Annotated in this window: 8 protein-coding genes; 1 reads left to right on the forward strand and 7 read right to left on the reverse strand. The window is 75.8% G+C overall.

Going from position 1 to position 11903, the window contains the following annotated elements:
- Window positions 1–14 precede the first annotated feature (14 nt).
- The 6 genes from IEY78_RS19805 to IEY78_RS19830 all read right to left on the reverse strand — a co-directional run bounded on the left by IEY78_RS19805 (window position 15) and on the right by IEY78_RS19830 (window position 9686).
- Window positions 15–1184: a cysteine desulfurase family protein gene (locus tag IEY78_RS19805; protein ID WP_189100121.1), complete on the reverse strand. Its 1170-nt coding sequence runs from the start codon at window positions 1182–1184 to the stop codon at window positions 15–17.
- A 233-nt stretch (window positions 1185–1417) separates the two neighbouring features.
- Window positions 1418–4996 (reverse strand): SAV_2336 N-terminal domain-related protein, encoded by a 3579-nt coding sequence (locus tag IEY78_RS19810; RefSeq protein ID WP_189100123.1) that lies wholly within the window; start codon window positions 4994–4996, stop codon window positions 1418–1420.
- A complete protein-coding gene (locus tag IEY78_RS19815) occupies window positions 4993–6009 on the reverse strand; it encodes an AAA family ATPase (RefSeq protein WP_189100125.1) in 1017 nt (338 codons plus the stop codon). Before IEY78_RS19815 ends, IEY78_RS19810 begins: the two co-directional genes overlap by 4 nt.
- 72 nt (window positions 6010–6081) lie before the next feature.
- The gene (locus tag IEY78_RS19820; protein ID WP_189100127.1) at window positions 6082–8247 is read right to left on the reverse strand and encodes a VMAP-C domain-containing protein; all 2166 of its coding nucleotides are present in this window, start codon (window positions 8245–8247) and stop codon (window positions 6082–6084) included.
- Window positions 8244–8714, reverse strand: a complete 471-nt coding sequence (locus tag IEY78_RS19825) for a CU044_2847 family protein (protein WP_189100129.1) — start codon at window positions 8712–8714, stop codon at window positions 8244–8246. Before IEY78_RS19825 ends, IEY78_RS19820 begins: the two co-directional genes overlap by 4 nt.
- Before the next feature lie 123 nt (window positions 8715–8837).
- Window positions 8838–9686 (reverse strand): thioesterase family protein, encoded by an 849-nt coding sequence (locus IEY78_RS19830; protein ID WP_189100131.1) that lies wholly within the window; start codon window positions 9684–9686, stop codon window positions 8838–8840.
- Window positions 9687–9782: 96 nt separating this feature from the next.
- On the opposite strand from IEY78_RS19830, the gene IEY78_RS19835 reads away from it, so the two are divergent.
- Window positions 9783–10418, forward strand: a complete 636-nt coding sequence (locus IEY78_RS19835; RefSeq protein ID WP_189100133.1) for a trimeric intracellular cation channel family protein — start codon at window positions 9783–9785, stop codon at window positions 10416–10418.
- A gap of 16 nt (window positions 10419–10434) precedes the next feature.
- Here IEY78_RS19835 and IEY78_RS19840 read toward each other — a convergent pair whose 3' ends face one another.
- A complete protein-coding gene (locus tag IEY78_RS19840; protein ID WP_189100135.1) occupies window positions 10435–11844 on the reverse strand; it encodes a M1 family metallopeptidase in 1410 nt (469 codons plus the stop codon).
- Between the last annotated feature and the right edge of the window lie 59 nt (window positions 11845–11903).

The raw sequence follows: 11903 nt of genomic DNA on the forward strand, positions 1-11903 counted from the left end.
GTAGGGAGCAGGTCCTAGCTCAGGCCGGCCGTCCTGGCCCGTTCGACGGCCGGGCCGATGGCCTGGGCCAGGGCCGCCACGTCGTCCGCCGTGGAGGTGTGGCCCAGGGAGAACCGCAGGGTGCCGCGGGCCAGCTGGGGGGACATGCCGGCGGCGAGCAGGACGTGGCTGGGCTGGGCGACGCCGGCGGTGCAGGCGGAGCCCGTGGAGCAGGCGATGCCCTGGGCGTCCAGGAGGAGCAGCAGGGAGTCGCCCTCGCAGCCGGGGAAGGAGAAGTGGGCGTTGGCGGGGAGCCGGCCGGCCGGGTCGGGGTCGCCGCCGAGGACGGCGTCCGGGGCGGCCGCGCGCACCGCCTTGACCAGGTCGTCGCGCAGTGCGCCGATGTCGCGGGCGAAGTCCGCGCGGCGGCCGACGGCGCTCTGGGCGGCGGCGGCGAAGGCGGCGATGGCGGGGGTGTCGAGGGTGCCGGAGCGCACCTGCCGCTCCTGGCCGCCGCCGTGCAGCACCGGCACCGGGGCGTACTCACGACCCAGCAGCAGGGCGCCGATGCCGTACGGGCCGCCGATCTTGTGGCCGGAGACCGTCATCGCGGCGAGCCCGGAGGCGGCGAAGTCCACCTCCAGCTGGCCGATGGCCTGCACCGCGTCCGCATGCAGCGGAATCCGGAACTCCGCGGCCACGTCGGCGAGTTCACGGACCGGCTGGACGGTGCCGATCTCGTTGTTGGCCCACATGACCGTGGCGAGCGCGACATCACCGGGGTCGCGGGCGATGGCCTCGCGCAGCGCGTCGGCGTGCACCCGGCCGTGGCCGTCGACCGGCAGCCATTCGACCCGGGCGCCCTCGTGCTCGGCGAGCCACTCCACGGCGTCGAGGACGGCGTGGTGCTCGACAGGGCTGGCGAGGACGCGGGTACGGGAGGCGTCGGCGGCCCGGCGCGCCCAGTACAGGCCCTTGACCGCGAGGTTGTCGGCCTCGGTGCCGCCCGCGGTGAAGACGATCTCGCTCGGGCGGGCGCCGAGGGAGGCGGCGAGGGATTCGCGCGCCTCCTCGACGGTGCGCCGGGCCCGCCGGCCGTCGGCGTGCAGCGAGGATGCGTTGCCGGTGACGGTCAGCTGGGCGGTCATCGCCTGCACCGCCTCCGGGAGCATCGGGGTGGTGGCGGCGTGGTCGAGGTAAACCATGGTGCGCACGATTCTACGAGCCGCCGCGCCGGGCTCCGGGGGCGCATCCGCAGCGCGCGGAAGCTTCGGGTGCCGACCCTGTCCGTATCGCTCCCGTGCAGCCCTCCGCCGAGGCCCTTCGTCCACCCCTCGTCTCGCCTCGACACCCGTGTAAGGAGTCACTGGCCCGACGGTCATGACGCCCGGCTTCTGGGGCCCACGCTCCGCACGGCATCGGCCGGGCCGCGTCCCTCCTACGGGATGAGGCGGCGGCCGAGGGCGCGGAGGGCGGCGACCGCCTCGGCTTGCGTCTCGACCGACTGCGCTTGCCCCTCGGCCGCCCCTGCCTCCGGCTCCGCCGTCGTGAGGGCGGCGGAGGTGGTGAGCGACTCCAGGGCGGCGTGCAGGCGGGGCAGGGCGGTGCGGGGGGTCCGGCCCGTCCGTTCCATCTCGCGGACGTGGCCGTCGAGTTCGGCGGCCAGGGCGTCGAGGGCGTCCAGGGTGTCCGGGGCGCACGGCGTGTCCGGGGCGCCCGGCGCGTCGGGCTGCTCGGCCGCCGGGGGGCGCAGCCGCAGTTGGTCGCCGAGTGTCCGGACGGCCGCCGTCAGGTCGCGCAGTGCCGTGCCGGTGCGGGCGGTCTCCGCGGCGCGCGAGAGGCCCGGGCGGTACGCAGCGGCCGCCGGCGGGTCCGGCTTCTCCCGGAGCAGGGTGCGCAGTTCGGCGGTGTGCGGGGCGGCGAAGTCCTCCAGGACGGCGAGCGCCTCCTGCCACTGCGCCCGGGCGCCCTTCTTGTGCCCCAGGGCGGTGTGCGCGTGTCCCGCCGCGGTCAGGGCGGCCGCCCGCCACCGTTCGCCGCCCGGTACGAGCAGCCGTTCCGCCGCGTCCTCGGCGGCCGATACCGCCTCTGCGGGCCGGACCAGGGCCACCATCGCCTCGGCCATCCGGCAGCGGGTGCGGCCCGCCCACAGGCGCTGGTGGTCCGCGTCGAACAGGGGCAGTGCCCGGGACAGCTCGCGGAGCGCGCCGGCGGGGCGGCCGGCCGACGACAGTGCCACGGCGAGGGCGTAGTGGCCGTGCGCGAGCCGCGGGGAGCCGGCGGCGGCGTCGCGGTGCAGGCCGACGCCCCGCTCGGCGAACAGCACGGCCTCGTAGCTGTTGCCGGTCGCCGCCCAGAGCCGGGCCAGCGCGCCGAGCACCAGGGCCTCGCCGACTCCGTCGCCGCGGCGCCCGCACTGCTCCCAGGCCGCGGTGAGATGCCGTTCGGTGTCGTCGTACCGCGCCTGGAGCAGGGCGGTGAGCCCGCGCACGTACGGTGCCCGGAAGCGGGTCAGCGGGTCCGCGCAGCGGTCGGCCAGCGCCGCGGCCCGGCGCGCGGCGGCCTCGGCCTCGTCGGCCCGGCCCAGCGCGAGGTACGCCTCGGCAAGCGCCAGCCGGGCCCGGCCCTCGGCCCGGGCGTCGCCCGGCCCCGCCGCCCGCGCCGCCGCAGTCCGGGCGGCCGGCTCGAAGGCGGCGGAGAGCGCCCCGCAGTCCGCCGTCGTCCCGGCGAGCAGCAGCAGGTCGGCGGCGGTGCGGACGGTGCGCGGGGAGGCGAGCACGGCGCGGCGGACGACGGCGAGCAGCTGCGGCAGCTCCTCGGCCCAGGCGGCCGGGGACGCGGCGCGGTCCTTCGTCGTGGGCAGCGGACCGGGCGAGGAGGCCCGGGCCAGGTACTGGAGCATGCGCTCCCCCGGGTACCGCAGGGCGTACATCTCCCGGCCGGCGGCCAGGTACCAGGCCAGCAGCCGCGACAGCGCCGCGTCCCGCTCCGCCGCGGGCAGCTCGCGCCCGGCGGCCTCGCGGGCCGGGTCCCGCACCTCGCCCGCGAGGGAGTGCCGGTCGCCGTCCGTCCGCCGCAGGGCGCCGGCCGCCACCAGCTCGTCCAGCAGGGCCCGGGTCCGGGGTGCGGTGTCGTCCAGCAGCGCCACCGCGGCGCCGAACGGGAGGCCCGCGGGCGGGGTGTCCGCGAGGTCCGCCAGGGCGAGCAGGCGCACGGCGCGGCGCGCGGGCGCGGAGAGCCGCCCGTCGAGCGGCGGGAGCACGGGTTCGGGGCGGCACTGCGAGGGCACCACCCCGTCCGGCGGGCCGGGCGCCGCGCCCCCCAGCCGCTCCAGCACCGGGCTGGCCAGGACGGCGAAGGCCCGCGCCGAGGCCCGCAGCCGCAGCTCCCCGTCCGCGTCGCCCATCAGGACGGGGAAGTCGGGCAGCCGTCCCATGTACGGCTCCAGCGACCGGCCGACGGCCTCGACGACCTCCACGGCCGCCTCCGCGCCCAGCCCGCTGAACAGCAACTCCCGTACGCCGGGCCGGAAGTCGTAGACGGGCTCGGCGCCCGGGGCCGGTGGCGGTGCGCCCAGGGCGCGGTCGAGGGTGTGGGCGGCGGAGGTATCCCGGGGCCGGTCGGTGCGCTCCAGGAGGCCGCCGAGGAGGATCTCCGCCACATGGGTGGGGCCGGCGTCGGGCATCGTGGCGGCGCGCACCAGGTGCATCAGCGGGGTGGTCAGGGGGCGGACGGCGGAGAGGCGGACCGCGAGCCGGTAGGCCTCGGGGGAGAACGCGCCGCGGAAGTGCGCGAGCAGCTCCTCGGCGCTGCCCTCGGGCCGGGCCGGCTCCCGGTGTCCGGGGAGTTCGTCCAGCAGCACGGTGTCGATCAGATGCGGCACCCCGGGGCGGGTGAGCAGCCCGGCCCACTGCTCCAGCGCGGACGCGGTCGGATGCAGCACGGGCAGCGCGAGCACGCCCGCCGCCTCCGGGTCGCGCTCGCCGCTGAGCGGATCGCAGACGAGGAGGCGCCCGAGGCCGTCGAACTCGCCGGGGGCGGCCAGCAGTCGGGGCCGGGCGTCCAGGGCGGTGCCGCGCCACAGCCGCCGGGGCAGCGGGTTCAGGACGGCCAGCGGGCCGCCGCTGCCCCAGGCGGCCAGCGCGCGGACGGTCTGCGGGCTGCGCCAGCCCGGACTGGTGCCGTCGGTGAGCAGGAAGGTCACGGCGGCGCCCGCGGACCGCCGGCGGTGCAGCGGGCCGCTCGGGTTCCGGGGGTCGATCCGCTGGATCCGGACGGAGCGGAAGACGGTGCTCCGGGCGAGCAGCGCGCGCAGTTCGGCGGCGAGCGGCCCCCACACCTGCATGGCGGCCGAGCTGTCCACCAACAGCACGGCCGACCAGCGCCGTTCCTGCTCCGGGCGGGCCACGACATCGAGGAAGCCGGTCTCGGCGGCGAGCCGGACGGTGGCCTCGACATCGGTGACGGTGCGGTGCGGGTGGTCGCGTGTCCTGCGCAGCGGGCGCAGCGCCCGGCCCAGCTGCTGGGCGTCGGGCAGCGCCCGCCCACCGGGCACCCGCGCGGGCCGGGCCCGCTCCGCGCCGTGCCCACCGCCCTCGCTCCCCCAGGCGTAGAGGGCACGGCGGGGCGGCGGGACGGGCGTCAACGGGCTTGCGGGGGCGGGTGGTTGGTCAGCACGAGTGGGAGTGGAAGTGTCGGCCGGGTCGTCGGGGGCGTCGGCGGCCGTCGGGGGCGTCGCGTCCGCGGATCGCTCGTCGGATGCCGTGCGTGCGGGGGCCGTTACGTCGTCAACGCCCCCTGCTTTCGCACCCGCCGGGCCGACCTCCCCGCCGCCCCTGTCCCCGTCCCCGTCCCCGCCCACACACTCCCCCGCATCCCCCGGCTCCCCCATATCCGACGACACCCCGGCCGCCGCGTTCCCCGCCATCGCCCGGGCGAGCCACAGCACGTCGAGGAGTTCGGTGGCGCCGAGGTCGTAGCCGGCGGCCGACATCGCCTGTCGCAGTCGGTCGATCATGGCGCCATGGGCTCGTCGAGGCGGTGGAGTACGGCGCCGAGCAGCTCGTCCTTGGTGAGGTCGGCGCCGCTGATGCGCAGGTGGACGGCGGCCAGCAGCTGATCGGTGGCCAGGGTCTGGGTCTTCGCGCGCTGGTGGAAGACCTCGATGAGGTCCTCCGCGGCGGCGACCGCCCGCTCGCCCAGGTTGTGTTCGATGATCTTCCGCAGCCGGTCGCCGGTCGGCTCCGGCAGGTCCAGCCGCACGCACCGGCGCAGGAAGGCGGGCGGGAAGTCCCGTTCGCCGTTGCTGGTCATCACGACCACCGGGAAGTGGGTGCAGCGCACCATTCCGCGGTGGATCGCGACCCGCTCCCGGCTTCCGCTCATCAGCACCTGCACGTCCTGCTGGTGCTCGGGCAGCCGAGCCAGCTCCGGGATCTCGAACGCCCCCTCCTCCAGGACCACCAGCAGGTCGTTGGGCAGGTCGATGTCGGCCTTGTCGAGTTCGTCGACGAGCAGGACCCGGGGGCGGCCGGCGGCCAGCGCGCTGCCGAGCGGGCCGAGGCGCAGATACTGGCCGATGTCCCCGGCGGCCGTGGTGCGCGGGGTCCTGGGGCGGCGCACCGGGCCGTGGGACGCCTCGTGCTCCCGGCGCAGCGAGGCCTCCCGGAGGCGGCCCACGGCGTCGTAGCGGTAGAGGGCGTCCTGGAGCGTGGAGCGGCTGTTGACCGACCAGCGCAGTACGTCGCCGAGCCCGAGTTCCTCGGCGACGGCATGGGCCAGCGAGCTCTTGCCGGCGCCGGGGCGGCCGGTGACCAGCAGCGGGCGGTGCAGATGCAGCGCCGCGTTGACCACGGAGATCTCGTTGCGCTCCAGGAGGTAGGGCGCGCGGGAGGCCGCCGTGCCCCCTTCGGCCGGGAAGCGCCGCCAGGGCGGTGGCGCGGGCAGGTCCGCCGGGCCGCGGAACACCCACCAGGCTTCCGGCGCCGCCTCCGGGTCGTGGGGGGCGCCTGCTGCGCTCTGTCCGGTCACCGCACGTTCTCCTCGTTCTTCGCTGTGTACTGCCGCCCGCGGGCGACGGGTCCTCGGCCCGCGCGCGGGCGTTCAGGGCTGGGTCAGCACCCAGGCGTCCGGGGCGAGTTGCGGGGGACGGTGGTCGGGTGCGTCGTAGAGCAGGGACAGCCGGCGGCCGTGGTGGGCGGTGCTCTCCGGCTCGGCGATCGCCTTGGCCCGCTCCAGGCGCACCACCTCGGGGACCTCGGTGTGGTCGGCGCCGTCCACCAGGTCCAGCAGGTCGCGGGCGAGTTGGGCGCCGTGTTCGTCGCGGTGCCACAGGACGGTGTGGACGCCCGCCTGGACGCACTGCCGCAGCAGCGTGCCGTGGTGGTCGGGCGGGCAGCACACGATGACCGTCCCGGCGTCGCGGTGCACCTCCAGCTGGGCGCGGGCCACCCTCCGGTCGGTGTGCCGCTCGTCGAGGACCAGGTGCTTGGCGTGCGGCAGGGCCGCGGTGCGCTGCTTCCATCCGGCGTAGCTCTCCCGGGAGCGCTCGGTGGTGCGCACCACGACCCGGCGGGTGATCCCCGGGACGAACGGCCCGTCCTCGTCGCCGTCGGGCGATTCCCACGAGTCGACGTCCAGCCCGAGCCAGGCGGACGGCAGGAAATACTCCACGAGGGCGGTCTCCGGGTCCTCGCGGACCTCGGTGCGCAGCACCCGGCGGATGTCGTCGACCACCTGCTCGCTGCCCGCCTCGGCGTCGCGGACCAGCGCGAGGCGGTGCGTGCGGGGGTCGGCGAGGGTCCAGATCTGGTAGGTGAAGCGGCGGCCGGTGGCGGTGGGCAGCAGCTCCACCTGCACCCGCGGGGCGGCTCCTCCCGTCGGTCCCGGTGCCGGGGTGTGCACGGGGGCGGCGGCCGCGACCACGTCGGCGCGGAACTGGCTGACCGCCGCCTCGTCGACGCCCGAGCGGGCACCCACGCGCTCGACCCAGGCGTCGAGGTCCTCGGACGGGTAGGCGCCGGCCGCGCGCTCCTCGACGCTGATCCGCACCACGCCTTGCAGCAGCGGTGGCACGGGCGCGCCGGTCAGGGAGCTGAAGCCCTCCAGGGCGTCCATCACGTCGGCCAGGCCGGCGACGGCGGGCAGTTCCGGGGCGTGCGGCAGGACCCGTTCGAGGAGGGTGCGCGGGTCGGTGCGGGTGCAGTGGGCCAGCAGGCCGGACAGGTCGCGGCGTTGGCGGGTGGTGAGGTATTCGCCGGGGCGGACCGTGCGGGCGGCGCGGCGCAGGCGCTCCCAGTCCTCGCGGGCGCCGTGGTGGCCGGGCCGGGGGTGCGGGTCGTAGGGGCCGGCGGCGGGCTGGTGCGCGTGGTCGCGTACCAGGTCGAGGAGTTCGGGGATGCCGCGGCGGACGCCCACCGCGAGGCCCACCAGCCGTTCGAGGTCGGCCGCCGGGCCCGCCGAGGGCCTGCCCAGCCGGGCGGCGAGGCGCTCCTCGCAGTCCTGCACCGCCTCGTGGCCCTGGAGGACCCGCTCCAGTGCGGTGAGCAGTTGCTGCACCCCGCGCCGGGCGGTGGGCACCGCCGGGGGCGGCAGCGCGGGGAGTTCGGCCTCGATGGCCGGGACGCTGATGGCGTACATCGTCGTCGGCGGGGCCCCGGGGGCGGCCGGTTCCGGGGTGCGGTGGACGGCCGCGACCAGGCCGACGACGGCCTGCCGGGCGCGGTCCCACAGCGGCCCGCCGCTGAAGCCCTCGGTGACCTCGGCGCCGCCGAGCACGTCCAGCGCGATCCAGGGCGGGGCCGAGACCCGGGGCACGGCGCGCACCGCGGGCAGCGGGTTGCCGCTGGCCCATAAGGCGATGGTCTCGTTGGCGTAGCTGTGCTGGAGGAAGGGCGCGGGCTCGGCGCCGGCGGGCGGGGCCGCGTCCAGCTCCAGGACGGCCAGATCGCCGTGGTAGGGCACCTGCCCGGGGCGGACCGGGGTGCTCGCGGCGGCCGTGGCCCGCGGCGGGGACCACAGCTCCCGCACAACCCGCCCGGTCAGATCGCGGCCGGCCGCGACATGGGGCAGCCGGAGGGTGACCGGATCGCCCGGGCCCGGGGTGTCCTGGTCGAAACGGTCCCTGCCCAGGGCGCTGTTGACGACATGGGCGCAGGTCAGCACGAGCCGCTCGGCGACGAGGACGCCCGCGCCGACGGCCCGGCCGCCGTGCCGTAAGGAGACGAAGGACTGCTGGAGCGGGGTGTCCGGGCCTGCGCCTGCGATCACGGCGTCGCCGTCCCCCCGGGGCCGTCCGTGCCGCTGCCGAGGTTCCAGGTGGCGGACACCTTGAAGCTGGCCTCGCCGCTGCCGGAGAACACCCCGAGGCTCAGATCGGAGCCGAGCGTGACGCCGAACTCGACGGTGACCTCGTCGGGGCGGTGGGTGCCGGCCGCGATCGAGCGGTGGATCTGGCCGAGGACGCCGCCGAGCGGGCGCAGGGCCTCTTCCAGTGCCTCGCCGCCGCGGGTCAGCGCCCGGCTCATCCGGGCGTCCACGCTGACGGGCCGGGCGGCGCCGTAGCCGTCGGGCAGCTCCAGCCCGTCCTCGTCGCCGGGGTGCCGGCCCCGGCCCGCGTCCGCCGACTGCCGCTCGGCGGACCGCCCGTGGGTGCGGGGCCGCTGTTCCGCGGCCGGTTGGCCGTCCCGCAGCCACACCACGGTCGCGTCGTCGATTCTGAGCGCCACATCCCCCATGGCGATCAGTCTGGCATGCGCCGGTCGGCGGCGGCCTGCTCTTTGCGTCACACTTTTGCGCCAACACCCTTGGGAGCGGCCGCGGAACGGGACGGACGCGGCGCCGGGACGGGCGCCGGGCCCTCAGCCCTGGAGGATCGCGCGCGCCAACTGCCGGGACTGGGCGACCAGTCGGTCCTGGGAGTCCCAGACCTCCGCGTCCTCCTCCAGGAAGCCGCCGGCCATGTTGCGGGTGGTGATGGCGACCCGCAGCGGGCCGGGGGCGGGGCGGTGACGGACGTGGGCGGTCAGTTCGACGGTGGGCACCCAGCCGAGCAGGCCCATCTCGAAGGCGGTGGGCGGCAGTGCGTCGACGGTCAGCAGCAGGGAGAGCGGGTCGGGGTCGCGACCGTCGGCGAGGCCGAACCAGGCGCGCATCTCGCCATTGCCGGACGGGGCGCCGACCGCCCAGCCGGCGGTCTCCGGGTCCAGCCGGAGGTCGAGCCGCTCGGTGATGGCGGTGCTGCCGGGGATGGTGGTGCCCCCGCCGGGGGCGTCGTGCGCGCCGAGGCAGTGCTCGTACGGGGGGATGGCCGGGGGCTTGGCGGTGGTGCGGACGTCGTCGGGCAGGGCGTCGAGATCGCCGTACGAGGCGAGCACCCGCAGCCGCTCGACCTCGTTGCCCTCCGCGTCGGTCTGCAGGAGGCGGGCGGTGCCGGTGGACATCGTGCGGCCGGTGCGGACCACCTCGGTGCGGATGACGGCGGGGCCCGGGACCGAGGCCGTCAGGTAGTGCGCGGTGACCGACATCGGGTCGGGGTGCGGGAGGGCGTCGCCCAGGGCCCGGCCCATGAGGGCGAGGAGATAGCCGCCGTTGACCGCCTGGATGATCGTCCAGCCGGCGGAGAGGTGGGCGTCATAGACGCCCGGGGCGCGGCGGCTGACCGCCGTGTCACGGTCGAACTCGCTGTTGCCAAGGGTCACCAGAGCCATGGGTTGCACGCTACACCGGATAGTTACCGACCGGTAGTGTCAGTTTCCACGACCTCGGGCGGAAGCGGTCCTTCCGGGCCTGCGATGATGTGCGCCATGCTTCACGTCCTCTACCTGGTCGGTGTCGCGGCCTTCGCGGCGAGCGGGGTGCTGGCGGCCTTCCGCGCCAACATGGACCCCTTCGGCGGGCTGGTGCTCGCCTTCGCCGCCTCCATCTCCGGCGGCACGCTGCGCGATCTCATCCTCGACCGGCGGCCGCTGTACTGGACGCACGACTGGGTGCTGCTGACCGTGATCATCTGCGTCGGTGTCGGCACCATGGCCTATCTGCGGTTCCGGCAGCTGCCGCACAAGTCGCTGCTGGTGGTCGACGCGATCGGGCTGTCCGTCGTGACGGTGATCGGCGCGCGGGCCGCGATCGAGGCCGGCGCCACCCCGCTCGCCGTGATCATCCTGGCGGTGCTGACCGGCGTCACCGGCGAGGTCGTCCGCGATGTGCTGTGCGGGGAGTTCCCGCCGCTGCTGCTGCGCGAGGACGTCTACGCGATCGCCGCGCTGGCCGGCGCCTGCTGCTATCTGCTGCTGCACCACCTCGGAGTGGGCCCCACCCCCGCCGCGGGGATCTCGGCGGGGGTGGTGTTCGCCCTGCGGATGGGCGCGGTCTACCTCGGACTGCACCTGCCACGGCCGCAGCAGCTGCGGCCCCGGGGCGGCCGGCCGGACGCCGACTGACCCCGGGGCGGCGGGCTCACTCGCCGGGCAGGGCCGGCTTGGTGTCCGTGTCGAGCCAGGTGTGGAACAGGTCGTCCAGCTGCTGGCCGGAGATCTTCTCGGCGAGCGCGATGAACTGCGCGGTGTCGGCGTTGCCGTAGCGGTGCTGCGCGGTCCAGGCCGGCAGCAGCTTGAAGAACGCCGGGTCGCCGATCCGCTCGCGCAGCGCCTGGAGCGTCATCGCGCCCCGCTCGTAGACGGAGTCGGCGAACATGGTGTCCCGCTTCGGGTCGGCGATCTTCTGCTTCCAGAAGGAGTCGTCGGCGGGGATCTCGTTGTAGACCTTGCGGAAGGCGTCATGGGCGCTGAGCGTCCCGCGGTGCTCGGACCACAGCCACTGGGCGTAGGTGGCAAAGCCCTCGTTGAGCCAGATGTGCTTCCACTGCTTGACCGAGACCGAGTCGCCGAACCACTGGTGGGCCAGCTCGTGGACGATGGTGGACTCGCTGCGGACGGCCGAGTAGACCGGCTTGGACTGCACCTCCAGCGAGAAGCCGGCCTGCGGCATGTCGTCGACGATCGCCCCGGTCTCCTCGAAGGGGTACGGACCGAAGATCTTCGACCAGTAGTCGGTGGCCTCGGCGGTGACGCCGTAGACGTCGACCTTGCCGGTGGGCAGGGTGGGGTCGGTGGCGACGTACATCGGTATCCCGCCGGGGGTGGTACCCGTGCGGACGTCGAACTTGCCGATGGTGGCGGTGGCCAGGTACGTCGCCATCGGGCGGGTCTCGCGCCAGTGGGCGTAGGAGCGGCCGTGCGCCTCGCCCGAGCTGATGAGCCGGCCGTTGGAGACGCCGGTCAGGCCCTTGGGGGCGTCGATGCGGATGTCGTAGGTGGCCTTGTCGCCGGGGTGGTCGCTGGAGGGGAACCACGTCGAGGCGGCGTTGGGCTCGCAGGCGACGAAGACGCCGTCCTTGGTCTTCATCCAGCCGTAGTCGGAGCCGAAGACGATCGGCCCGCTCAGGGCCTTGGGCACCCCGTGGTAGGCGAGGGCGACGGTGAACCGGTGCCCGCGGCGCAGCGCGAAGTCGGGGCGGATGGTCATCTCGTCGCCGGATCTGGTGAAGTGCGCCCGGCGGCCGTTGACCTTCACCGAGTCGACCGTCAGCTTCTGCAGGTCGAGGTCGAAGGCGGAGAGGTTCTGGGTGGCCCTGGCGGTGAGCGTGGTGCGGCCGTCGAGGCGGCCGCTGGAAGGGTGGTAGCTGACGCCGAGGTCGTAATGCAGGGCGTCGAAGCCGCCGTTGCCCAGCTGGGGGAAGTACGGGTCCCCGGCACCGGCGGCACCGGCGGACGCGCCGGGCGCCGCGGCGATCGAGGCGGCCGAGGCCACCGCGGTGGCCAGGGCGAGCCACCTGGAGGTGCGGCGCGCAGAACGGGAGAGTGCCATGAGCCATCCCTTCGGACACACGGATGAAGATCGAACAACCGTGCTGACTCTGCACCCTC

Source organism: Streptomyces kronopolitis (assembly GCF_014646275.1).
Classification (GTDB): domain Bacteria; phylum Actinomycetota; class Actinomycetes; order Streptomycetales; family Streptomycetaceae; genus Streptomyces; species Streptomyces kronopolitis.